The organism is Streptomyces sp. 147326, from assembly GCF_045000215.1.
Classification (GTDB): domain Bacteria; phylum Actinomycetota; class Actinomycetes; order Streptomycetales; family Streptomycetaceae; genus Streptomyces.
On sequence record NZ_CP134201.1, the window covers coordinates 3,980,324 to 4,002,722 of the forward strand.

20 protein-coding genes and 1 pseudogene are annotated in these 22,399 nt (G+C 72.2%); 12 read left to right on the top strand and 9 right to left on the bottom strand.

The genetic code is table 11. The features are described from left to right. Window positions 1–42: 42 nt before the first annotated feature. Window positions 43–1,833: a BACON domain-containing protein gene (locus tag RIU97_RS17760; RefSeq protein WP_404957892.1), complete on the bottom strand. Its 1,791-nt coding sequence runs from the start codon at window positions 1,831–1,833 to the stop codon at window positions 43–45. Window positions 1,834–2,014: 181 nt separating this feature from the next. On the opposite strand from RIU97_RS17760, the gene radA reads away from it, so the two are divergent. Both radA and disA read left to right on the top strand, forming a co-directional pair. Continuing rightward, window positions 2,015–3,427 (top strand): DNA repair protein RadA, encoded by a 1,413-nt coding sequence (gene radA / locus RIU97_RS17765; protein WP_383566573.1) that lies wholly within the window; start codon window positions 2,015–2,017, stop codon window positions 3,425–3,427. A gap of 173 nt (window positions 3,428–3,600) precedes the next feature. Continuing rightward, complete coding sequence (gene disA, locus RIU97_RS17770; RefSeq protein ID WP_030720549.1) at window positions 3,601–4,725, top strand: DNA integrity scanning diadenylate cyclase DisA; 1,125 nt, start codon at window positions 3,601–3,603, stop codon at window positions 4,723–4,725. Window positions 4,726–4,819: 94 nt separating this feature from the next. On the opposite strand, the gene RIU97_RS17775 is transcribed toward disA, so the two are convergent. After that, window positions 4,820–5,623: a hypothetical protein gene (locus tag RIU97_RS17775; RefSeq protein WP_404957895.1), complete on the bottom strand. Its 804-nt coding sequence runs from the start codon at window positions 5,621–5,623 to the stop codon at window positions 4,820–4,822. A gap of 160 nt (window positions 5,624–5,783) precedes the next feature. Between RIU97_RS17775 and RIU97_RS17780 the strand changes: the two genes are divergently transcribed. The 6 genes from RIU97_RS17780 (at window position 5,784) to cseB (ending at window position 9,487) form a co-directional block, all read left to right on the top strand. After that, complete coding sequence (locus RIU97_RS17780; protein ID WP_404957897.1) at window positions 5,784–6,011, top strand: hypothetical protein; 228 nt, start codon at window positions 5,784–5,786, stop codon at window positions 6,009–6,011. Between the two features lie 2 nt (window positions 6,012–6,013). Further along, complete coding sequence (locus RIU97_RS17785) at window positions 6,014–6,229, top strand: phosphatase PAP2 family protein (RefSeq protein ID WP_404957900.1); 216 nt, start codon at window positions 6,014–6,016, stop codon at window positions 6,227–6,229. A gap of 23 nt (window positions 6,230–6,252) precedes the next feature. Then, entirely contained in the window at window positions 6,253–7,170 is a 918-nt protein-coding gene (locus RIU97_RS17790; RefSeq protein WP_404957902.1) for an A/G-specific adenine glycosylase, read from the top strand. 330 nt (window positions 7,171–7,500) lie between these two features. Further along, complete coding sequence (locus tag RIU97_RS17795) at window positions 7,501–8,061, top strand: SigE family RNA polymerase sigma factor (RefSeq protein WP_319727094.1); 561 nt, start codon at window positions 7,501–7,503, stop codon at window positions 8,059–8,061. Then, entirely contained in the window at window positions 8,049–8,744 is a 696-nt protein-coding gene (locus tag RIU97_RS17800; protein WP_404957905.1) for a hypothetical protein, read from the top strand. Before RIU97_RS17795 ends, RIU97_RS17800 begins: the two co-directional genes overlap by 13 nt. A gap of 29 nt (window positions 8,745–8,773) precedes the next feature. Beyond that, a complete protein-coding gene (gene cseB / locus RIU97_RS17805) occupies window positions 8,774–9,487 on the top strand; it encodes a two-component system response regulator CseB (RefSeq protein ID WP_327415609.1) in 714 nt (237 codons plus the stop codon). A gap of 20 nt (window positions 9,488–9,507) precedes the next feature. Here the strand turns inward: cseB and RIU97_RS17810 are convergent. After that, window positions 9,508–9,782: pseudogene (locus RIU97_RS17810) on the bottom strand (zinc ribbon domain-containing protein); the annotation flags it as partial. An 89-nt stretch (window positions 9,783–9,871) separates the two neighbouring features. Here RIU97_RS17810 and cseC point away from each other — a divergent pair. Then, window positions 9,872–11,188 carry a two-component system sensor histidine kinase CseC gene (gene cseC / locus RIU97_RS17815; RefSeq protein ID WP_404957908.1) on the top strand — a complete coding sequence of 439 codons (1,317 nt, stop codon included), beginning with the start codon at window positions 9,872–9,874 and terminating at the stop codon, window positions 11,186–11,188. A 492-nt stretch (window positions 11,189–11,680) separates the two neighbouring features. Continuing rightward, window positions 11,681–12,865: a LamG-like jellyroll fold domain-containing protein gene (locus tag RIU97_RS17820; RefSeq protein ID WP_404957910.1), complete on the top strand. Its 1,185-nt coding sequence runs from the start codon at window positions 11,681–11,683 to the stop codon at window positions 12,863–12,865. A 48-nt stretch (window positions 12,866–12,913) separates the two neighbouring features. Here RIU97_RS17820 and RIU97_RS17825 read toward each other — a convergent pair whose 3' ends face one another. Beyond that, the gene (locus tag RIU97_RS17825) at window positions 12,914–13,579 is read right to left on the bottom strand and encodes a M23 family metallopeptidase (protein WP_404957912.1); all 666 of its coding nucleotides are present in this window, start codon (window positions 13,577–13,579) and stop codon (window positions 12,914–12,916) included. A 340-nt stretch (window positions 13,580–13,919) separates the two neighbouring features. On the opposite strand from RIU97_RS17825, the gene RIU97_RS17830 reads away from it, so the two are divergent. Continuing rightward, window positions 13,920–16,967: an NACHT domain-containing protein gene (locus tag RIU97_RS17830; RefSeq protein WP_404957914.1), complete on the top strand. Its 3,048-nt coding sequence runs from the start codon at window positions 13,920–13,922 to the stop codon at window positions 16,965–16,967. Between the two features lie 74 nt (window positions 16,968–17,041). On the opposite strand, the gene RIU97_RS17835 is transcribed toward RIU97_RS17830, so the two are convergent. After that, window positions 17,042–19,567: an ATP-dependent Clp protease ATP-binding subunit gene (locus RIU97_RS17835; RefSeq protein ID WP_404957917.1), complete on the bottom strand. Its 2,526-nt coding sequence runs from the start codon at window positions 19,565–19,567 to the stop codon at window positions 17,042–17,044. 462 nt (window positions 19,568–20,029) lie between these two features. Here RIU97_RS17835 and RIU97_RS17840 point away from each other — a divergent pair, with 462 nt between their 5' ends. Continuing rightward, the gene (locus RIU97_RS17840) at window positions 20,030–20,629 is read left to right on the top strand and encodes an SCO3374 family protein (RefSeq protein ID WP_404957919.1); all 600 of its coding nucleotides are present in this window, start codon (window positions 20,030–20,032) and stop codon (window positions 20,627–20,629) included. Here RIU97_RS17840 and RIU97_RS17845 read toward each other — a convergent pair. The 4 genes from RIU97_RS17845 to RIU97_RS17860 all read right to left on the bottom strand — a co-directional run bounded on the left by RIU97_RS17845 (window position 20,608) and on the right by RIU97_RS17860 (window position 22,391). Continuing rightward, on the bottom strand, window positions 20,608–20,946 hold the full coding sequence (locus RIU97_RS17845; RefSeq protein ID WP_383566600.1) for an Lsr2 family protein: 339 nt from the start codon (window positions 20,944–20,946) through the stop codon (window positions 20,608–20,610). The genes RIU97_RS17840 and RIU97_RS17845 overlap by 22 nt on opposite strands. A 165-nt stretch (window positions 20,947–21,111) precedes the next feature. After that, window positions 21,112–21,642, bottom strand: coding sequence for an amino-acid N-acetyltransferase (locus RIU97_RS17850; protein ID WP_383566603.1), 531 nt, complete (start codon window positions 21,640–21,642; stop codon window positions 21,112–21,114). An 11-nt stretch (window positions 21,643–21,653) separates the two neighbouring features. Continuing rightward, on the bottom strand, window positions 21,654–22,118 hold the full coding sequence (locus RIU97_RS17855) for a BlaI/MecI/CopY family transcriptional regulator (protein WP_404957922.1): 465 nt from the start codon (window positions 22,116–22,118) through the stop codon (window positions 21,654–21,656). 108 nt (window positions 22,119–22,226) lie between these two features. Next, complete coding sequence (locus RIU97_RS17860) at window positions 22,227–22,391, bottom strand: hypothetical protein (protein ID WP_319727111.1); 165 nt, start codon at window positions 22,389–22,391, stop codon at window positions 22,227–22,229. Window positions 22,392–22,399 lie beyond the last annotated feature (8 nt).

Here is a 22,399-nt window from a genome sequence, read left to right on the forward strand (position 1 = left end):
GTCCGGCCCGGCCGGTCCGGCCCGGCTAGGTCCGGCGGACGGCTAACCCGGTGACCCCGACGGGCCCGGGTCCGGTCCTGGGGAAACCGTTCCGCCTGAGCCGTCCGACGGCGTCGCGGTCGGCGTGGGCGTCGGGGACGGCGGCGGGATCGTCGGCTCCGTGGGCGTCGGGGTCGGCGTGGGCGGCTGCGTCGGGTCCGGGGTCGGGGTCGCGGGCCGCGTCGGATCGGGCGACGGCGTCGGGGTCGACGCGGGGCGGCCCCGGCCCTGGATGGAGACCACCGCACCGCTCGGATCGACCCCGACCCGGGCCGTCCAGGCGCCCACGGGCTGGGCCCCGGAGTCCACGGCGATCCGCAGGGTGACCGATTCTCCAGGGGCCAGCGTGCCCGCGGTCCGGCTCGCGCGCAGCCAGGGCGCGTCGGACCAGAGCCGCCAGTCCACGGGGGCGCCGCCCGAGGCGGTGAGGGTGAGCAGCGTGAGGGAGCCGCGGGAGGACGCGGCGACGGCGAGGTGGCCGGGGGCTCCGGCGTGGTCGGGGCCGGTGGGCGGGCCGGTGCTGATCACCTCGACGGAGACGTCGGATTCGTCGTCGCTCTGGGCGAAGCCGGGGCCGCCGGTCGTGCTGGCGGCGTTCCCGGCGTTCTCGTAGGCCGTCAGCGGGCGGCCGTCGGTGCGCGCCGTCGGGAGCTCGGACTCGCTGGCGGAGATACGGGTGGAGTCGCCGCCGACGGGCTCGCCCGTGCTGGGGGCGCCGCGGTACGCAGCCCACAGCGCCAGCACCGGGGCCGCGACGACGGTGGCGACGACGGTCGTGGTCACCGCCCGGGCGCGCAGCCGGTCGCGGCGGGCGGCATGGTCCCTGGGGTCCATCGGGAAGCCGGTGCGGTCGAAGCGCGGGCCGGGCCTGCGGCTGCGGCCCCTGCCGGAGCGGAGCATCGCCGCGTGGACGGCGGTGCGGGGGGCGGGTACGAGCGGGAGGGCGGCGGTGTTGATGCCGCCGGAGCCCGGCCAGGGGGCGGCGACGCCCACGCGCTCGGCAACGCGGCGGCACCGGGGGCAGTCGTCGACGTGGCGGACGAGCTCGGCGCGCAGGGTGCTGGACAGCAGTACGTTTCCGGCACCCTCGCCGTCTCCGCCGCCGCCGGTGAGGAGGGAGACGGCGGGACAGTTCCCGGTCTCCACGACGGCGAGGGCGGCGCGGGTGCGCTCCACCTCGCAGGCGGCGCCGGACAGGAGCTCCCGGGCGGCGGCCGGAGGCGTGCCGAGGACGGCGGCGAGTTCGGGGACGCCGAGGCGGTGGCGGACGGCGAGTTCGAGGGCCTCGCGCTGGGCGGGCGTGGTACCGGCGGCCTCGGGCCAGGCGAGCCGGGCCAGTTCGGTACGGCGGTAGGCGTGCACGTCAACCGGCCGATGGGCTTCCGGGGCGCGTTCGGCGTCCGGGGCGTCGCCCGGGTCCGTGTCATGACCCGGTGCACGGGTGCGCCCGGCGTGCTCCGGCGCACGCCGGGCGGAATGCGCTCCGGGTCGGGTGCGCCGTTGCTCTGCCAGCCGGCGCAGGCAGCCCCAGCGGGCGAGCGCGTAGAGCCAGGCCCGCCGGTCCCCCTCGTCGGGGCAGCGGCCGGGGTGCCGCTCGGCCACGGCGAGGACGTCGCCCAGCACGTCGGTGGCGGTCTCGTGGTCGCACAGGACCGACAGGCAGTACGTGAACAGACCGTCCAGGTAAGGCTCGTGCCGGAAGGGGGGCGGCTGCTCCCCCTCGCTGTACGTGCGCCCGTGCGCCCGGTGTGCGCCGGTGCGCGATGAGGGGTGTGCCTGGTTGCTGCTGTTCACCTGGCGACCGTAGGCGGCGCGCCGGTGGCGCTCTGGAAGCCTTCCCCACTTTTAGCCCTTACGGGTGAACAGATCGGTGATCCGCTGACGACGGCCCTGACGTGGGAGGGCTCCGCCCCCGCCGCCGCCTCCACCCCCGCCCCCGCCCGGTCTGTCAGTGCGGGCGGCTACCGTGAGCGGCATGGCTGCCCGCACTGCTCGTTCATCCGCCAAGGACCGGCCGTCCTACCGCTGTACCGAGTGCGGCTGGACGACCGCGAAATGGCTCGGCCGGTGCCCCGAGTGCCAGGCCTGGGGCACCGTCGAGGAAATGGGCGCGCCCGCCGTGCGGACCACCGCCGCCGGCCGGGTGTCGACCGCCGCGGTGCCGATCGCGCAGGTCGACGGGCGGACCGCGACCGCGCGCAGCACCGGTGTGGACGAGCTGGACCGCGTCCTCGGCGGCGGGCTCGTCCCCGGCGCCGTCGTCCTGCTCGCCGGCGAGCCCGGCGTCGGGAAGTCGACGCTGCTGCTGGACGTGGCGGCGAAGGCGGCCAGCGACGAGCACCGCACCCTCTACGTCACGGGCGAGGAGTCGGCGAGCCAGGTGCGGCTGCGGGCCGACCGGATCAACGCCCTCAGCGACCACCTCTACCTCGCCGCCGAGACCGATCTCTCCGCCGTGCTCGGGCACCTCGACGCCGTGAAGCCCTCCCTCCTGATCCTGGACTCCGTCCAGACCGTCGCCTCCCCCGAGATCGACGGCGCGCCCGGCGGCATGGCCCAGGTGCGGGAGGTGGCCGGGGCGCTGATCCGGGCCTCCAAGGAGCGCGGGATGTCCACCCTCCTCGTCGGCCACGTGACCAAGGACGGGGCGATCGCCGGACCCCGGCTGCTGGAGCACCTCGTGGACGTGGTGCTGAGCTTCGAGGGCGACCGGCACGCGCGCCTGCGGCTGGTGCGCGGCATCAAGAACCGGTACGGGGCCACCGACGAGGTCGGCTGCTTCGAGCTGCACGACGAGGGGATCACCGGGCTCGCCGACCCGAGCGGGCTGTTCCTGACCCGGCGCGCCGAGGCCGTTCCCGGGACCTGTCTGACGGTCACCCTGGAGGGCAAGCGTCCGCTGGTCGCCGAGGTGCAGGCGCTGACCGTGGACTCGCAGATCCCCTCCCCCCGGCGCACGACCTCGGGCCTGGAGACCTCGCGCGTGTCGATGATGCTGGCGGTGCTGGAGCAGCGCGGCCGGATCACGGCGCTGGGCAAGCGCGACATCTACAGCGCGACCGTGGGCGGGGTGAAGCTGACCGAGCCTGCCGCCGACCTGGCGATCGCGCTCGCCCTGGCCTCCGCCGCCAGTGACGTCCCGCTGCCGAAGAACCTCGTGGCGATCGGCGAGGTCGGCCTGGCCGGCGAGGTCCGGCGGGTGACCGGCGTGCAGCGGCGCCTCGCCGAGGCGCACCGGCTCGGCTTCACGCACGCACTGGTCCCGGCGGATCCGGGGAAGGTCCCGGCCGGGATGAAGGTGATCGAAGTGGCCGACATGGGCGACGCGCTCCGGGTGCTGCCGCGCGGTCGCTCCCGTACGCCGGCCAGGGAGCGGGCCTCGGACTGACGGGGCAGCGGCCCTGGTCAGGGGGTCCGTACGGGGCCCCCGTACGGCGTACCTGGCCAAGCCACGGCGGGGCCGCAGCGCGCGCCGGTAGACTTTGGGCTGGTCCGCCCGGCCGTACGCACGTCCTCGTGCCCGCGGCGCGGGGCGGCGCAACCCGCGACCGGAGGAGTGCAGTGGCAGCCAAGGACGGGGCAGCAGCATCCGGCAAGTCGGGCGCGAGCTCCAAGCAGGAGGCCATGATGCGCGCCTCGCTGAGCGCGGTCGCACCTGGTCAGCCGCTGCGTGACGGCTTGGAGCGGATCGTCCGCGGCAACACCGGCGGGCTCCTCGTCCTCGGCATGGACAAGTCCGTCGAGGCCATGTGCACCGGTGGTTTCGTCCTGGACGTGGAGTTCACCGCGACCCGGCTGCGCGAGCTGTGCAAGCTCGACGGCGCGCTCATCCTCGACAAGGACATCACCAAGATCCTGCGCGCCGGTGTGCAGCTGGTGCCGGACGCGTCGATCCCGACGGAGGAGACCGGTACGCGTCACCGCACGGCGGACCGCGTCTCCAAGCAGTGCGGCTTCCCGGTGGTCTCCGTCTCCCAGTCGATGCGGCTCATCGCGCTGTACGTGGACGGGGAGCGGCGGGTCCTGGAGGAGTCCGGGGCGATCCTGTCGCGGGCGAACCAGGCGCTGGCCACACTGGAGCGGTACAAGCTGCGCCTCGACGAGGTCGCGGGCACGCTGTCGGCGCTGGAGATCGAGGACCTGGTCACGGTCCGCGACGTGACGGCGGTCGCGCAGCGGCTGGAAATGGTCCGCCGGATCGCGACCGAGATCGCCGAGTACGTGGTCGAACTGGGCACGGACGGGCGACTGCTGTCGCTGCAGCTGGACGAGCTGACGGTCGGCATCGAGCAGGAGCGGGAGCTCGTCATCCGGGACTACGTGCCGGAGCCGACGGCGAAGCGTTCCCGCACGGTGGACGAGGCGCTGGCGGAACTGGACGCGCTGACGCATCCGGAACTGCTGGAGCTGGCGATCGTGGCGAAGGCGCTGGGGTACACGGGCTCGCCGGAGACCCTGGACTCGGCGGTGTCGCCCCGCGGGTACCGGCTGCTGGCGAAGGTGCCGAGGCTGCCGGGAGCGATCATCGAGCGGCTCGTGGAGCACTTCGGGGGCCTGCAGAAGCTGCTCGCTGCCAGCGTGGACGACCTGCAGACGGTCGACGGGGTCGGCGAGGCGCGTGCGCGCAGCGTCCGCGAGGGCCTGTCCCGCCTGGCGGAGTCCTCGATCCTCGAGCGCTACGTCTGACCGGGCTCGGCCCCGAACCCGGCTGAAACATAGCCCCGCCGGCGTTTGAGGCGCGGGGGTTCGGGGCGGAGCCCCCGCAGCGGCGCCGCAGACGCTAGTCCTGCTTCAGGACGAACGAGGTCCGGGCGACCGGCATCCCGGGGGACTTGACCTCGACCACGTACGTGTCGGGAGCCGCGGACCCCGCCGGAGGCGACTGGCACTGGTCGGCCGCGCTGAACCTGCGGTCCCATTCAAGCGCCTGCTTCGTCTCCCCCTGAGCCGGCACCCGGAAGAAGGCGTTGCCCGCGCCCGGCGGGCAGTCCGCCGAGGACCACACGGCCTTGCTGCTGCTCGCCTGAAGGATGGTCAGGACCGCCTGCTTCGGGCCGAGGTCCACCTTGCAGGTGGTGCCGGAGGTGTTGCGGGCGACCAGTTCGAGCCGGGGCTTCTCGTCCGCCTCGTACTCGTTCTTCGCGCTCTTGACCTCCCACTGCAGCGCACCCGGCGCGCACGTGGGGAGCGGGGAGTCCGCCGGGACCTGCGCCTGGCCGCCCGCCGCGCCGCCGCCCGAGCCCGAGCCGCCGCCCGTGGCCGTGCCGCTGCCCGGCTCACCGTTCTTGCCCGCGCCGCCCGTTGCACCGCCTTCGGAGCCGGTGGTTCCGCCGCTGCCGGCCTCCGGGCGCCCGCCGGGGGCCGCGCTGATCGCGGGGCCGGTCCCGGCCGGGCCGGGGGTGATCGAGGCGACGGGGTCGGGGCCGCCCTGGCCCTTTCCGTTCGTACTCGTCTTCCCCCCGCCGGAACTGACGGTCCATACAGCGAGGAGCGCGAGGAGCGCGACGACGGACGCCAGCACAGCCCTCCGTCGCCAGTAGATGGAGGAGGGGAGCGGCCCGACCGGATTGCGCAGAGATCCCACGGACGGAACTTTACGAGAGTTCGCGGCCCGATCAGTGCCCCACATGCCGCGCAGCGGGCTTGATTTGCCGATGATCATCCTGCGGGCGTATCCGGAACCGCCGGGAACCAGCCAGAGGTCTGATGCGGGGATTGATCCGCTTTGACTACATTCGGTGGCCATGGACGGCTCAGGCCTCTACCTCGACATCACCGGTTTCGCCCGTTCCACACCCGGATGGGTGCAGTCCGCGTTCGAGGCCTGGACGGTCTACGGGCTCCTGCTCTTCGGCGTGCTCGTCACCGCCGTCTGGTGGCACTCGCGCGGCCGCGGCGGCCCCCGGCCGGTCGCCCTCGCCGTCCTCGCGCCCCTGGCCACCGCCGTCGCGTACGCCGGCTCGCGCCGCTGACCGTGCCGCTCGCGCTGCTGATGGCCTTCTCCCGGGTCTTCGTCGGCGTGCACTATCCGCACGACGTGGCGATGGGCCTGCTGCCGGGCGGTTCGGCCGCCGCCCTCTTCGTCCTCGCACTCACCGGTCCGATCTGTACGGTCATCGCCGCCATACGGGCGAGCGGGGTCCGCGCCGCCGTCTGGTTCACCGGCCCGGGCCCGGCGGGACGGGCCTGAAACGTGCCAGGATGCCGTCTGTCATGACTGCATCTCCCGCTTCCGCCACGGCCGTATCCCCCGACTCCTCGCACGCGCTGCACTCCCCCGTCATCGCGTGGTTCGACGAGCACGCCCGCGACCTGCCCTGGCGCCGCCCCGAGGCCGGCCCCTGGGGGGTCATGGTCAGCGAGTTCATGCTCCAGCAGACCCCGGTCAGCCGGGTCCTCCCGGTCTACGAGCAGTGGCTCGCCCGGTGGCCCCGCCCCGCCGACCTGGCCGCCGAGGCCCCCGGCGAGGCCGTACGGGCCTGGGGGCGGCTCGGCTACCCGCGGCGCGCCCTGCGCCTGCACGGCGCGGCCGTCGCGATAACGGAGCGGCACGGGGGCGACGTACCGCGGGAGCACGCGCAGCTCCTCTCGCTGCCCGGGATCGGCGAGTACACGGCGGCGGCCGTGGCCTCCTTCGCGTACGGGCAGCGGCACGCCGTCCTCGACACGAACGTCCGGCGGGTCTTCGCGCGCACGGCCACCGGGGTGGAGTACCCGCCGAACGCCACCACCGCCGCGGAACGGCGCCTGGCCCGTGCCCTGCTGCCCGAGGACGAGGCGACCGCGGCGCGCTGGGCGGCGGCCTCGATGGAGCTCGGCGCGCTGGTGTGCACCGCGAAGAGCCCGGACTGCGTCCGCTGCCCGGTGGCCGGGCTGTGCGCGTGGCGCCTCGCAGGGAAGCCGGCGCACGAGGGACCGCCGCGGCGCGGGCAGACGTACGCCGGGACCGACCGGCAGGTGCGCGGCAAGCTCCTCGCGGTGCTCCGGGAGGCGGTGGGCGCCGTTCCGCAGGCCGTGCTCGACACGGTGTGGGACGAGCCGGTGCAGCGGGCCCGGGCTCTGGACGGGCTGGTCTCGGACGGGCTGGTGGAACCCCTCGACGGGGGGCTGTACCGGCTTCCGCAGACCTGAGCGGAGCCGTTGCCGGGCGGGCCCGGGCGGGGGTCCGGGCGAGGGCCCGGGCGCCCCGCGGACGACATCCCGGCGACGGCCCGGCAAGCACGCGGTGAGCACGCGGTGAGCACGCGGCGACGGCTCGGCGACCACGCGTAGTCGACCTTGAAACTGAGTCGACGATTCCGCTTCTCCTCGGGAAACCCCAGCTCACGGCGCTGTTACACAACCTATGGGTGTCCGTGCGCCCACCGAAGGCTGGCTCGCACAACCCCGTGACAACCCCTCCGTACCTTCGAATCCGTTAGGCAGCGGATGAGCGGTGGATGGCAGCGGAGGCGGTCTCAGATGGCGCACGGTGAGGTACTCGAATTCGAAGAGTACGTACGCACCCGGCAGGACGCGCTGCTGCGCAGCGCCCGGCGCCTGGTCCCGGACCCCACCGACGCCCAGGACCTCCTGCAGACCGCGCTCGTGCGCACCTACGGCCGCTGGGACGGCATCGCCGACAAGTCCCTGGCCGACGCCTACCTGCGCCGCGTCATGATCAACACCCGTACCGAGTGGTGGCGCGCCCGCAAGCTCGAAGAGGTCCCCACCGAGCAGCTCCCCGACGCCTCCGTGGAGGACGGCTCCGACCAGCGCGCCGACCGCGCCCTGCTGATGGACATCCTCAAGGTGCTCGCGCCCAAGCAGCGCAGCGTGGTCGTGCTGCGACACTGGGAGCAGATGAGCACCGAGGAGACGGCCGCGGCACTCGGAATGTCTGCGGGTACGGTGAAGAGCACTCTGCACCGCGCGCTGGCCCGCCTCCGGCAGGAGCTGGAGAGCCGGGACCTCGACATGCGGGCGCTGGAGCGCGGTGACCACACCATGCGGTACGAGGGGCGTGAGCGGTGCGCGGCCTGAACGGCCAAGTATTGACCGGCGGGAGATCGCTGGTACTGGTGTCGGCGGGGACGGTCGTCCTCGTCGGCACTGCCGTGTTCGCGGTCGGTTGTGCGACCGGCGGCACCGGCCTGCGCGACGGCGGCCCCGCCCGCTCCGACACCGTGGCCAAGGCCAGCCCGGCCACCCCGTCCACCTCCGCCGACCCCTCCTCGGGCTCGGCCTCCGCGTCCGGCCGCCCGCTGAAGAAGCTCGACCCCGTCGCGCTGCTCAAGGCGGACCCGAAGGTCAGCGCGGAGATCAAGCGGGACCTCAAGCCCTGTGCGGGCAAGGAGTACCCGGTGGACGTGAGCTACGGGAAGGTCACCGGCAGCACCGTCGTCGACATCGTCGTCAACGTCCTGTCCTGCGCCGACGCCCTGGGCCGCGGCTCGTACGTGTACCGGGCGGACGGCGGCTCGTACGAGAATGTGTTCTCGGACGAACAGCCACCCGTCTACGCGGAGATCGACCGGGGCGACCTGGTGGTCACGAAGCAGGTCTACGGAAAGAGCGACCCGCTCTCCTATCCGTCGGGCGAGGACGTGATCACGTACCGCTGGAACGGGGAGACGTTCACCGAGCACGACCGAGTGCACTCGGAGTACAGCAACGTGATCGACGGCGGTGTCCAGCCGGCCCCGGCCACGAGTCAGAAGAACTGAGCACAGAAGAACCGAGGCGAGGCTCCCGCATGGCCGAGACCCATGTCCTGTTCGTGGAGGACGACGACGTCATCCGTGAGGCCACGACCCTGGCGCTGGAACGCGACGGGTTCGTGGTCACCGCCATGCCCGACGGCCTGTCCGGCCTGGAGTCCTTCCGCGCCGACCGGCCGGACATCGCGCTGCTCGACGTGATGGTCCCGGGCATGGACGGCGTGAGCCTGTGCCGCCGCATCCGCGACGAGTCCACCGTCCCCGTGATCATGCTGTCGGCGCGCGCCGACTCCATCGACGTGGTGCTGGGCCTGGAGGCGGGCGCCGACGACTACGTCACCAAGCCCTTCGACGGGTCCGTGCTCGTGGCCCGGATCCGGGCGGTGCTGCGCCGCTTCGACCACTCCGGCGGCCCGCAGAACGGCGGACCGGGCTCCCCGCACGAGATGTCGGACGCGGAGCGCGGCGTGCTCTCCTTCGGCGACCTGGAGGTGGACACCGAGGGCATGGAGGTCCGCCGTTCGGGCGCCGCCGTGGCACTGACGCCGACCGAGATGCGGCTGCTGCTGGAGTTCTCCTCGGCGCCCGGCACCGTACTGTCGCGCGACCGCCTGCTGGAACGGGTCTGGGACTACGACTGGGGCGGCGACACCCGCGTGGTCGACGTCCACGTGCAGCGTCTGCGCACCAAGATCGGACAGGACCGGATCGAAACGGTCCGAGGCTTCGGATACAAGCTCAAAGCTTGACCCGATCCCCCCTGGCGGGAGGGGATGCCTACCCTCGCGGGTGGGGTTTCCCGCTTCGCCACGGACGCCCCGACCGAGAGGAGGACTCCCGTTGAGGTCTGACACCCGTTCCACAGGCAGCAACCGCCGGCCCGGCGGCCAGAAGACCGATCGCGGCGTTCTCGTCCCGATCATGGGTCGTCCCGCAGGCCGAGCACGGCGTGGAGCTGGGGAACCACCGGTCCACGGTGATCAGCTGCAGCCCGTACCGGGCCGCCTCGTACTCCAGCATCCGGCGCAGCTCGCCCCACGCCGCAAGCAGCACACGGCAGCTCCGCGGCTCCAGGCCGGGAAGGCGTTTCCTCCCCCGTCCGAAGCCGGGGCCTTTCACGCGAGAAGACGGGCATGAGACGGTTCACCCTGCGTACGGGGATCCGCTGGAAGATCACACTCGCCATCGCCGCCGTGGGCGCCCTCGTCACGATCGCGCTGAGCCTGGTGGTGCACAGTGCTGCCCGCGTGTCGATGCTGGAGAGCGCGCGCGAAGTGCAGCTGGACCGAGTGCAGTTCATCTCCCGCAACGCCGACGCCGGCCGCAAGCCGCCGATGGGCGCCAAGCTGAACGACCCCGAACTCCCCGCCGAGCTGCGGCGCAAGGCGCAGTCCGGACGGCGCGGGACCTACATCCAGGAGCGGCCGCACGGACTGCCCGAGGTGTGGGCCGCCGTGCCGCTCGAGAACGGGCAGGTGCTGTCGCTGCACACGCAGTTCCGGGAGAGCGCCAACCTGATCCCCGACCTGGACCGGGCCCTGGTCGTCGGCGGGCTGGCCGCCGTGATCGGCGGATCGGCGCTCGGCGTGCTCATCGGCGGGCAGATCTCGCGCAGGCTGCGCAAGGCCGCGGCCGCCGCGCAGCGGGTCGCGCACGGTGATCCCGACGTACGGGTGCGGGACGCGGTCGGCGGCGTCGTCCGCGACGAGACGGACGACCTGGCACGGGCCGTGGACGCCATGGCCGATGCGCTGCAGCAGCGGCTGGAGGCCGAGCGGCGGGTGACGGCGGACATCGCGCACGAGCTGCGCACCCCGGTGACGGGCCTGCTCACGGCGGCGGAACTGCTGCCTCCGGGGCGGCCGACCGAGCTGGTCCGGGACCGGGCGCAGGCGCTGCGCGCGCTGGTCGAGGACGTACTGGAGGTGGCCCGGCTGGACAGCGCGTCGGAGCGGGCGGAGCTCCAGGACGTGGCGCTGGGCGAGTTCGTGAGCCGGCGGGTGACGGCGCTGATGCCGGAGGCGACCGTACGGGTCGTCGCGGACGAGATCGTCAGCACCGACCCGCGCCGGCTGGAGCGGATCCTGGGGAACCTGCTGGCCAATGCCGCGCGGTACGGGCAGCCGCCGATCCAGGTCGACGTCGAGGGCCGGGTCGTACGGGTCCGAGACCACGGGCCGGGCTTCCCGGAGGCACTGCTGCGCGAGGGTCCGAGCCGGTTCCGGACCGGGTCGACGGACCGCGCGGGCGTGGGCCACGGGCTGGGCCTGACCATCGCGGAAGGCCAGGCGCGGGTCCTGGGCGCCCGCCTGACCTTCCGCAACGTGGCGGCCCCGGGCGGCTTCGACCGCGAGGGCACGGCGGCGGGCGCGGTGGCGGTCCTGTGGCTGCCGGAACACGCACCGACGGCCACGGGCAGCTTCCCGGTGATCAAGCTGCCGCAGGGCTAGGCCGTCCCTTTCGGATCTTGCCTGACCCGCGCCGCGGCCGGGTCCTGGCGAGTGGCGCGCCGGAATCCACCTGTGCGCGGGCACCGTACCCGTGGTGTACCGCTCCCGGCCGGGCCGCCGGACTGTCAAGCCCCGAGTTCCCGTGCCATGACGTGCACGCCGGTCCGGGGCGCAATGGAAGTCCCGGATGACACCGCAGGAGGCCAGAGGGCCCGCCCGCCGCATCCGCAGCCCGCGCACCTCGACCCGCGCCCAAGGAGCCTCTCCCATGACCGCCATCGGACCCGCCGACTCGCCCCCTCATGATCGTCACCGCGCTCGCCGGCCACTCCGCGGTGCCGGACGCGGGCGGCCGTCCGGCAGGGGCAGGCCCCCGAGGAGCGGGCTCCGCACCCGGGCCCGCCCGGCTGCGGTCCTCTTGCTGCCGCCTCGGACCGGCCCGACCGGTACCGGGCGGTACGAGTACGGGCGCCGTGTTTTAGCATCCCTGGCATGACCGACGCCGTGAATCCCCCGAGCAACCCGCAGCCCGAGCCCGCCCCCGGGAGCGGCGGATACGGGTTCCCGCCGGGTCCGCCCGGGCAGGGCGGCGGCTACGGCTTCCCGTCCGGCCCGCCCCAGCAGGGCGGCGGCCAGGGCGGTTACGGCTACCCGGCCGGTGGCGACGGGTACGGCTACGGCTACCCGCAGCAGGGTCAGCAGCCGAACCCGTACCAGCAGCAGGACGCCGCGGGGCAGTGGTCCCCGGCCCAGTCCGCCCAGCCCGGCATATCCTCGACGCCGCAGCCCGACTGGGAGGCGATGGCCGACCGGTCCGCGGCCGAGCGGCGCAAGAAGCGGCTGTGGATGCTGGGCGGCGGGGTGACCGTACTGGCGCTGCTGGCCGGCGGCGGAACGTTCTTCCTCCTCGGCGGCGACGGCGACGGGCAGGGCGGGGCCGATGCCCAGCCCTCCACGTCCGCCTCGCCGGAGCCCGTTGACTCGAAGTCCCCCGCGGCATACACCGCGACCGTCGAGGGCGACGCGACCCTGCTGCGCGACAGCTACGGCAAGACCGGCATCCGGCTCGGCCCCGACTTCCAGCTCGGCCCGCTGGGCAAGCGGTTCCAGATCGTGGGGAAGGGCAACGCGAACTCGTACGCCCAGTCCGCCGAGCCGATCGTGGACGTGACCAAGAGCTTCACCGTCACGGCCCGCGTCTACAGCTCCGGCGCCAAGGGCTCGCGGATCGCCATCAGCCAGGGCGACGGGGAGTCGTTCTCCTTCGAGCTGGGCGTGAACGAGGTGGGCGGCAAGCAGGCCTGGATCTTCCGCGTGCAGACCGGCGACAAGGGCGCCGCGGCGACGACGAGGACGGTCACCGCCGAGGGGCCCACCGTGCTCAAGACCCCCACGATGCTGATGGCCACCTACGACGCCGAGAAGAAGACCATCGCGCTCTACGTGGAGGGCAAGAAGGCCGGCGAGACCACCCAGGTGCCGCCCATCTGGCAGGCTCCCGGTCCGCTGCAGCTGGGCCGTTCCAAGCACCACAACATCTGGACCGGTGCCTGGCAGGGCGCCCTGCACAACATCAAGATCTACGACACGGCCTTCACGCCGGAGCAGGCGGCCGCGTACAAGGAGGGCAAGCTCGGGGCGGAAACGAAGCCGGCCCACGCCTGGCTGCTCACCTGAGCAGCCGGCCGGGCCGGGTCGCGGGGACGGTCACGGGGACCGGTCGGGTCAGATGCGGACGCCAGCGTTCCGCAGGAAGGCGACCGGGTTGACGGCCGAGCCGTAGTTCGGGGTGGTGCGGATCTCGAAGTGCAGGTGCGGGCCGCTGGAGTTGCCGGTGTTGCCCGACAGCGCGATGCGCTGGGAGGCGGCGACCTTCTGGCCGATCCTGACCTGGATCTTCGAGAGGTGCGCGTACTGCGAGTACGTGTTGTTCGCGTGCTTGATCACGATGGCGTTGCCGTACGCGGGGCCGTCGCCGCCGCCGTTCGGGCCAGCCTTCACGATGGTGCCGGCGGCCGCGGACTTGACCGGGGTGCCGACCGGGACGGCGAAGTCCTGGCCGGAGTGCTTGTGCGACCACATGCTGCCGCCCTTGCCGAAGGTCGCGGACAGCGTGTACTTCTCCAGCGGCTTGTCCCAGAGACCGGTCTTCGAGGCGGTCTTCGCGGCGGGCTTCGCGGCGGGCTTCGCCTCGGCCTTCGCGGCCGCGGCGGCGGCGCCGGCCTGGGCGGAGGCCTGCTGGGCGACGAGCTCGGCGGTGCCGGCGAGGGCCGTCTGCGTGGTGTCGGCGAACGCGGCGGTCGTCCCGGCCCCCAGGGCCAGCACCGCACCGAGAGCGGTGGTGCCGACGGCGATACGGGTACGACGGGTGATGACGCGCTTCGCGGACATGTGCAGACCTCCGGGGCCGGGGACAAGGGCGGTTCACGCCCGCCACGGGCATGAAGTGACCCGGCACGCTGGAACGTGTGCCGGGTTGGCTCACCTTTGGTAACCCGCGGCCAGGGACTTCCCCAAATGTCCCGATTACTACCGGGACTCGTAGCCGGGCCGGTGTGACGCGTCCGGTTGACGGCCCTTCTCCTGGGGCGGAAGTCCGCTCCGGATGCCCTTTGGATCTACGAATCCACCTAGTACGTCCGTTTTGTTCTGTGCGGCTTGTCACCGGTTCAGGACCTTCGGCCCGCCCGTCCGGGACCATCGCGGGCAACCCCCACTACGCTCCAGCGTCGTGGACGCATCCGTGGTGGGGATCCGGCTGGCCTCGGGGGTCGTGGGCCCCCTCGTCAAGAAGCTCTTACAGGGTGAGGGGGCGGGCGCGGGGCTGGTGGACCGGCCCCTGCGGATCTCCTCCTACCTGGCCTGGCGCGAGCAGCGCGGTCTCGGCGAGGCCGACCTGCGCAGGCTCGCCGACCGGCTGGTGCGGGAGGCCCTGCGGGCCCCCGGGGAACGGCCCCTCCCGCCCGGCGAGGAGGCCGGTGTGTCCGCCGCCCTCGCCGCGACCCTGCACGCGCTGGGCGACCTCACCCTCTCGGACGTGGAGGCCGTACGCCTCGGCCCGCAGGCCTTCGCCCGCAGCCTCCGGGCCGCCGCCCCGCACCCCGGGCTCTCCCGGGACGCCGGGCTCTTCCACGCCCGCCTGGTGGACCTGGCCTGCCTGCACATCCTGAACTTCTTCACGCAGCGCTCCAACTTCGTGGCGGCGACCCTGGTCGAACAGAGCCGACTGCACGCCGACACCATCGCCAAGGTCGACGAGCTGCTGACCCGGATCCCCCGCGAGGACGGCCGCGACGCCGCCTTCGAGGCCCGCTACCTGGCCTACGTGGCCCGGCGCCACGCCACCCTCACCATCTTCGGCCTGGACCTGGAGCCGGGCTCCGCCCGCTGGCCGCTGGACGCGGCGTACGTGTCGCTGGAGGTCTCCCGGCCCGCGCCCGCGGCCGGGGGCCCGCCCGCGGCCGGGGGCCCGCCCGCGGCCGGGAGGGGCCCCGCGCCGCACGACCTGCCCGCCGAGCGGCTCCTCACCGCGTACGACCGCGTGCTGCTGCGCGGCGAGGCCGGATCCGGCAAGACCACCCTCATCCAGTGGCTGGCCGTCTCCGCCGCCCGGGACCGCGGCGACGGGCTCGTCCCGTACGTCCTCTCCCTGCGCACCCTGACCCGGCACGGCGAGCGGCTGCCCGCGCCCCGCGACTTCCTGGCCGCCACCGGATCCCCGCTGGCCGGGGAGGCACCCGAGGGCTGGGAGGGCCGCGTCCTGCGCGACGGGCGCGCCCTGCTGCTGGTCGACGGCATAGACGAGATCCCCGAGGCCGAGCGGGAGCGCGCCAAGGACTGGCTGGCCGACCTGATCACCGCCTATCCCGGCAACCGCTGGCTGGTGACCTCCCGCCCCTCGGCGGTCCGGCAGGACTGGCTCGCGGGCGAGGAGTTCACCGAGGTGACCCTGGCCCCGATGAGCACGGCGAACGTACGCGCCTTCATCGAGCGCTGGCACCTCGCGGCCGATCACGCCCCGCCGCAGTACGGGGAGCAGCTGCTGGACTCCGTACGCGGCAAGCCGGACCTGGCCGCGCTGGCCACCAATCCGCTGCTGTGCGGCCTGATCTGCGCCCTGCACCGGGAGCGCCGGGGCTTCCTCCCTTCGGGCCGGAAGGAGCTGTACGCGGCCGCCCTGTCGATGCTGCTGCACCGGCGCGACCGCGAGCGCGGGGTGCGCCTGCCGTACCTGGCCGAGGAGCCCCAGCTGCAGCTGCTCCAGCGGCTCGCGTACTGGCTGATCCGCAACGGCCGCACCGCGATGGACCGCAGCCGGGCCGAGGCGCTGATCGCGGACGCGCTGCCCGCCGTACCGGCCGCCCGCGTGCTCGGCGACGCACCGGCCGTCTTCGGCCACTTCCTGGAGCGCACCGGCCTGCTGCGGGCCCCGACGGTGGACACGGTGGAGTTCGTCCACCGGACCTTCCAGGACTTCCTGGGGGCGCGGGCGGCCCTGGACGAGGGCGGTCTCGGCGAGCTGACCGGGCACGCGGACGACGACCAGTGGGAGGACGTGATCGCCATGGCGGTGGCCCAGGGCCGCCCCCGCGAACGTACCGAGATCATCGAGGCCCTGCTGGCCCGCGCATCACATCGGGCGATCCTGCTCGCCCTGGCCTGCCTGGGGTACGCGGCCGAGCTGGAGCCCGCACTGCGCGGGGAGGTCGAGCGGCGGGCGGGCCGGCTGATCCCGCCCACCAGCGTGGGTGCGGCGCGCGAACTGGGGCGCATCGGGCCGCTGGTCCTGGAACTGCTCCCGCCGGCCGCGGAGAGCCCCGCCGGCCCGGCGGCCGTGCACACGGTCCAGGCCGCGGGTGGGGTGCTGTCGGAACTCGCCATCCCCTTCCTCGGCGGCTACAGCGGCCACCCGTCCTACGAGGTCCGCGCGGAGCTGGCCAGGCTCTGGCCGCGCTTCGAGACGCGCCGGTACGCCGCGGAGGTCATCTCCCTGCTCCCCGCGGACCAGAACGTGACGGTCGTGTCGGACGCGGAGCTGGCCGCCCTGGCCGAGTTCTCGCCCCGCCGGGACCTGAACGTGGTCGGCGATGTGTCGGGCGAGGCCCTTGCCGCCTACCTGGGCGCGGTCCGGGCCGAGTACCTCGCCGTGCGCGGCAACTCCCGGCTCACCGACCTCCGCTTCCTGGAGGGCCAGGACGCGCTGCTTTCCCTCGAGATCTCCCACTGCTCCGGAATCCTGGACCTGGCGGGGTTGAGGGGACTGCCGCTCCGGACGGCCGTGCTCGACCTGCGCGGCGGCCTCCTGCCCATCGGCCCCGTCCTCGCCGGCTGGACCTCCCTGCGTCACCTCCTGCTCCGCGGCAACCACGCCAACTGGTCGCTGGACGGGTTCGCCCCCCGCGCGGAGCTGGAGACGGTGAACGTCTACTCGGTCACGCCCGAGGCCGCCGGGCCCGTCGGCCTGTCCCGCCACCGCCGTCTCCGCTCCGTCTCCCTCGGGGAGTGCTGGGCCCCGCGCCATCCCGCCGAGTGGCAGGAGCTCGCCCTGCTCACCGGGCTGACCGAGCTGGCCGTGCCGGCCGCGGCCCTCGATCTCATCCCCGACGGCCTGTGCATGCCCTCCGTGGAGCAGCTCCACGTGCCCCGCAGCGTGGGCACGGCCCCGGAGGTCGCCCGTCGTGTTCCCGCGGTCTTCCCCGGCCTGCGGACCCTGTCCGGGAACTTCGACGAGTCGGCCGTCCGCGCCCTGCCCCCGCACATCGGCGTGACCCACGCGTAGGGAGCGCCCGCGGAAAAAGGGGCGGCCCCGGGACTTCTCAGTCCCGGGGCCGCCCCTTTGGTGCTCGGTCGCGCCTACGCGCCCTTCGACAGGTCCGGGCCGGAGCCCGTGGCCTCGATCGGGGGGAGGTCCGGCAGCGCCGTCTTCTCCTCGCCGCGGAAGGTGAACTTGGCTTCCTCGCCCTCACCCTCCTTGCCGACGACCACGATGTGACCGGGACGCAGCTCGCCGAAGAGGATCTTCTCCGACAGGATGTCCTCGATCTCGCGCTGGATGGTCCGGCGCAGCGGCCGGGCACCCAGGATCGGGTCGTAGCCGCGCTTGGCGAGCAGGAGCTTCGCGTCGCCGCTCAGCTCGATGCCCATGTCGCGGTCCTTCAGGCGCTCGTCGACCTTCGCGATCATCAGGTCGACGATCTGGATGATGTCTTCCTCGGTGAGCTGGTGGAAGACGACCGTGTCGTCGACGCGGTTCAGGAACTCGGGCCGGAAGTGCTGCTTGAGCTCTTCGTTGACCTTCGCCTTCATCCGCTCGTAACCGGTCTTGGTGTCTCCCTGGGCCGCGAAGCCCAGGTTGAAGCCCTTCGAGATGTCCCGGGTACCCAGGTTGGTCGTCATGATGATGACCGTGTTCTTGAAGTCCACGACCCGGCCCTGGGAGTCGGTCAGACGACCGTCTTCCAGGATCTGGAGAAGGGAATTGAAGATATCCGGGTGGGCCTTCTCGACCTCGTCGAAGAGGACGACGGAGAACGGCTTCCGGCGCACCTTCTCGGTGAGCTGGCCGCCCTCTTCGTAGCCCACGTAGCCGGGGGGCGAACCGAAGAGACGGGAAACCGTGTGCTTCTCGCTGAACTCCGACATGTCGAGGGAGATCAGCGCGTCCTCGTCACCGAAGAGGAATTCGGCGAGCGTCTTCGAGAGCTCGGTCTTACCGACACCGGACGGGCCGGCGAAGATGAACGAGCCACCCGGGCGCTTCGGGTCCTTCAGACCCGCACGGGTACGGCGGATCGCCTGGGAGAGCGCCTTGATGGCGTCCTTCTGGCCGATGACCCGACGGTGGAGCTCGTCCTCCATGCGGAGCAGTCGCGAGGACTCCTCCTCGGTGAGCTTGAAGACGGGAATGCCGGTCGCGGTCGCGAGGACCTCGGCGATGAGCTCGCCGTCGACCTCGGCGACGACGTCCATGTCGCCGGCCTTCCATTCCTTCTCGCGCTTGGTCTTCCCCGCGAGCAGCTGCTTCTCCTTGTCGCGGAGAGAAGCCGCCTTCTCGAAGTCCTGGGAGTCGATGGCCGACTCCTTGTCGCGGCGCACGGCCGCGATCTTCTCGTCGAACTCGCGGAGGTCCGGCGGCGCGGTCATCCGGCGGATGCGCATCCGGGAGCCGGCCTCGTCGATCAGGTCGATCGCCTTGTCCGGGAGGAAGCGGTCCGAGATGTACCGGTCCGCCAGCGTCGCCGCCTGGACGAGGGCCTCGTCCGTGATGGAGACGCGGTGGTGAGCCTCGTAGCGGTCGCGCAGGCCCTTGAGGATCTCGATCGTGTGGGGGAGGGAAGGCTCCGCCACCTGGATCGGCTGGAAGCGGCGCTCGAGGGCCGCGTCCTTCTCGAGGTGCTTGCGGTACTCGTCCAGCGTCGTGGCACCGATGGTCTGGAGCTCACCACGGGCCAGCATGGGCTTGAGGATGCTGGCGGCGTCGATCGCGCCCTCGGCGGCGCCCGCACCCACGAGGGTGTGGAGCTCGTCGATGAACAGGATGATGTCGCCGCGGGTGCGGATCTCCTTGAGCACCTTCTTCAGGCGCTCCTCGAAGTCACCGCGGTAGCGGGAACCCGCGACCAGGGCGCCGAGGTCAAGCGTGTAGAGGTGCTTGTCCTTCAGCGTCTCGGGAACCTCGCCCTTGACGATCGCCTGGGCCAGGCCCTCGACGACGGCGGTCTTGCCGACGCCGGGCTCGCCGATGAGGACCGGGTTGTTCTTCGTACGGCGGGACAGCACCTGCATGACCCGCTCGATCTCCTTCTCGCGCCCGATGACCGGGTCGAGCTTGGATTCGCGGGCCGCCTGGGTGAGGTTGCGGCCGAACTGGTCCAGGACGAGCGAGGTCGAGGGCGTGCCCTCGGCCGGCCCGCCGGCCGTGGCCGACTCCTTGCCTCCACCGGTGTAGCCGGAGAGCAGCTGGATGACCTGCTGCCTGACTCGGTTGAGATCGGCGCCCAGCTTCACGAGGACCTGGGCGGCGACGCCCTCGCCCTCGCGGATCAGGCCGAGCAGGATGTGCTCGGTGCCGATGTAGTTGTGGCCGAGCTGGAGGGCCTCTCGGAGCGAAAGCTCCAGGACCTTCTTCGCCCGCGGGGTGAAGGGGATGTGGCCGGACGGGGCCTGCTGCCCCTGACCGATGATCTCCTCAACCTGCTGGCGAACAGCCTCGAGCGAAATCCCGAGGCTCTCCAGGGCCTTAGCGGCGACACCCTCACCCTCGTGGATCAAGCCCAGGAGGATGTGCTCGGTGCCGATGTAGTTGTGGTTGAGCATCCGGGCTTCTTCCTGAGCCAGGACGACAACCCGCCGCGCGCGGTCGGTGAACCTCTCGAACATCGTTTATCGCTCCTCAGAGCGGTCGGGCAGTTCGGGGTCGGTCCCCGCCCTGTCCTTCCGCATGCTAGTCCCGCGGGGCGGGACAGCTCATTCCAACTGCCGACATCCGTCCTCGGCTCACCCCTGCATCAGCGGGAAAACCGGCTTCGAGAGCCGACAACTGCTCCAACTCGATGGTGCGAGACGATGTTCCCGCAGGCCAGGCAGATACCCGTCATGCGTGTACGCCGACGGCGAACGGGAGCCCGCCAAATCAGCGTGTCGCCCCGATCCACTAGGAATGTCTTACCCGTAAGGACTGACACTCCATGCCCCCGGCACCGGTCTCCTCAGCTAAGGGCGAACACAGTTCCGTCCCGAATGTGAGACTCCGCCTCCACAGATGTTTACGTTCCGCATATGAGCGAGTGCGGTGTGTCACGGCAACCGTAACCCCGGAGCGTTTCGCGAGTTGCACCGGGTATGGCCGTAACCGCTGCGCCGACCGTCCCGCTCCCCCGCGTCGCGCCCGCGGAGGGCGCGTACGCCTCCTGGTACGAGCGGGTGCTCGGCTGGCCCGTCACGGGCGGTCCGCCCGGCCTGCTCGCGACCGGGATCCGGTTCGACGTGCTGGAGCTGCCGTCCGACGCGGGGGCGGCGCTGCTGCGCAGGCCGGTCGCCACGGGCCCGGTGGCGCTCATGGGGCGCCGGATGCGGTTCCTGGTGGCCGCGGGGAGCGCAGAGGAGCTGGAGGGGCTGCTCGACTGGCTGGAATGGGGCGGGGTCGCCCTGGATCTGACCGCCCTGGGTGCGGGTGGCCGGATCACCGCCCCGGCTCCCCCGGGGCAGCCCCTGGGAGAAAGCCCTCGGGGAGCCGCCGTGTGGCTGCGACCCCCCGAGCAGGGGTGTGAGGCACTGCTGCCGGCCCTGCCCGGTCCCGGGCGGGCCGCCGGACCCGGTCCCGGCAAGGGCACCGCCGGGCCCGATCTCGTACGCCTGGTGTCGGCGGCCGCGACGGAATGCCACCGGGCCCGCCTGGGCCGGCGTACGGCGGGGGTCCGTCAGCCCTTGGTCTTCTCGTAGGCCTCGCGGATCTCGGCCGGGACGCGACCGCGGTCGTTCACGTTGTAACCGTTCTCCTTGGCCCACGCGCGGATCTCCGCGGTGTCCGGGTTGCCGGTCGTCGCCGAGGCGCGGCCCTTGGCGCGTGCCGCGGTGGCACGGCCACCGGTGCGGCGGCCGCCCTTGGTGTACGGGTCGAGCAGACCGCGGAGCTTTTCAGCGTTGGCGGTGGTGAGGTCGATCTCGTAGGTCTTGCCATCCAGAGCGAACGTCACCGTCTCGTCCGCCTCGCCACCGTCGAGGTCGTCGACAAGAAGGACCTGAACCTTCTGTGCCACCGGGATTTCCTTTCATCGAAAAGCAGTACGTGGAAAGGAAACCGCTTTTGCCTGGAAAACACAAACCCCCGGGGAGAGGTTCAGGACCGCAACAGGGCGGGAAACGTACGCGATTCGGACATAGGCCACAGGTGCGCGGATCGACGGAAAAGCTGAGGCCATCGATCAGAGGTGCAGAAGCATCCGACTGTTGCCCAAGGTGTTCGGCTTCACTCGTTCGAGACCGAGGAACTCGGCGACGCCCTCGTCATAGGAACGCAGGAGCTCCATGTAGACATCGGTCTTGACCGGGGTCTCGCCGATCTCGACGAAGCCGTGCTTCGCGAAGAACTCGACTTCGAAGGTCAGGCAGAAAACCCGGCTCACCCCGAGCGTGCGGGCGGTCCGCAACAACTGCTGCAGCACCTTGTGGCCGACGCCGCCGCCCTTCAAGTCGCGGTCCACGGCGAGAGTACGCACTTCGGCAAGGTCTTCCCACATCACGTGGAGAGCGCCGCAGCCGACCACCTGACCGTCGGAGTCGCGTTCCGCGACCCAGAACTCCTGGATGTCCTCATAAAGGACGACCGGGGCTTTGTCCAGCAGGATCCGCTGCTGCACGTACTGGTCGAGGAGGCGGCGCAGCGCGGGAACATCACCGGTGCGGGCACGGCGGATCGTCACTGTTTCTGCATGTGCAGTGGAAAACTCTCCCATGGCTGCGGACGCTATCGCCCCGGCTCCCGCGGGCGCTCGCCGGAGTCCCCTTCGGCTTCCGGCGGAGCGGAGGGTTCGGCCACGGCTTCGGCCACGGCTTCGGCGCCGGACTCGTCGTCGTGCTGGACGACCCGTACGGCGTCCCGGAGTGCTTCCCGCTGTTCCGCGGACATCATGCCGAAGAAGGCGACGAGGGCGGCCGCGGGGTTGTCGCTCGTCGACCAGGCTTCGTTCATCAGTGCGGCCGAGTAGGCGGCGCGGGTGGAGACCGCCGTATATCGATAGGCGCGGCCTTCGGCTTCCCGGCGGACCCAGCCCTTCTGATGAAGATTGTCCATAACGGTCATGACCGTGGTGTACGCGATGGACCGTTCCTGCTGGAGGTCTTCCAGCACTTCACGAACGGTGACCGGGCGGTTCCACTGCCACACCCGCGTCATGACGGCGTCTTCGAGTTCTCCCAAGGGGCGAGGCACAACAGCACGATAGTGCGGCTTGTGCGGAATTGCCCGACTATTCACTCGGCAACGCGCGACAAAATCGGGAGTGCGGCCGGTGGGGCCGCACTCCCGTCGCCCGGAGGGCTAGTTCTGCTGGCGCGCGGCCTCGGCCCGGGCGATCACGGCGTCCACCGCGGCGTCTTCCTTGGCCTTGTTGGCGCCGCCCTGGCTCTTCACGATCGTCACGACGAGAGCGATGAAGAACGCGGCCATCACGATGGGGGGCACGAGCGCGGAGACGTAGTCCATGCCCACAG

Excerpts from the sequence above, each read along its gene's own strand:
- radA (WP_383566573.1), top strand. The coding sequence starts at position 2,015 with ATGGCTGCCCGCACTGCTCGTTCATCCGCCAAGGACCGGCCGTCCTAC.
- RIU97_RS17780 (WP_404957897.1), top strand. The coding sequence starts at position 5,784 with ATGGACGGCTCAGGCCTCTACCTCGACATCACCGGTTTCGCCCGTTCC.
- RIU97_RS17790 (WP_404957902.1), top strand. The coding sequence starts at position 6,253 with ATGACTGCATCTCCCGCTTCCGCCACGGCCGTATCCCCCGACTCCTCG.
- RIU97_RS17795 (WP_319727094.1), top strand. The coding sequence starts at position 7,501 with ATGGCGCACGGTGAGGTACTCGAATTCGAAGAGTACGTACGCACCCGG.
- cseB (WP_327415609.1), top strand. The coding sequence starts at position 8,774 with ATGGCCGAGACCCATGTCCTGTTCGTGGAGGACGACGACGTCATCCGT.
- cseC (WP_404957908.1), top strand. The coding sequence starts at position 9,872 with ATGAGACGGTTCACCCTGCGTACGGGGATCCGCTGGAAGATCACACTC.
- RIU97_RS17820 (WP_404957910.1), top strand. The coding sequence starts at position 11,681 with ATGACCGACGCCGTGAATCCCCCGAGCAACCCGCAGCCCGAGCCCGCC.
- RIU97_RS17825 (WP_404957912.1), bottom strand. The coding sequence starts at position 13,579 with ATGTCCGCGAAGCGCGTCATCACCCGTCGTACCCGTATCGCCGTCGGC.
- RIU97_RS17835 (WP_404957917.1), bottom strand. The coding sequence starts at position 19,567 with ATGTTCGAGAGGTTCACCGACCGCGCGCGGCGGGTTGTCGTCCTGGCT.
- RIU97_RS17840 (WP_404957919.1), top strand. The coding sequence starts at position 20,030 with ATGGCCGTAACCGCTGCGCCGACCGTCCCGCTCCCCCGCGTCGCGCCC.
- RIU97_RS17850 (WP_383566603.1), bottom strand. The coding sequence starts at position 21,642 with ATGGGAGAGTTTTCCACTGCACATGCAGAAACAGTGACGATCCGCCGT.
- RIU97_RS17860 (WP_319727111.1), bottom strand. The coding sequence starts at position 22,391 with ATGGACTACGTCTCCGCGCTCGTGCCCCCCATCGTGATGGCCGCGTTC.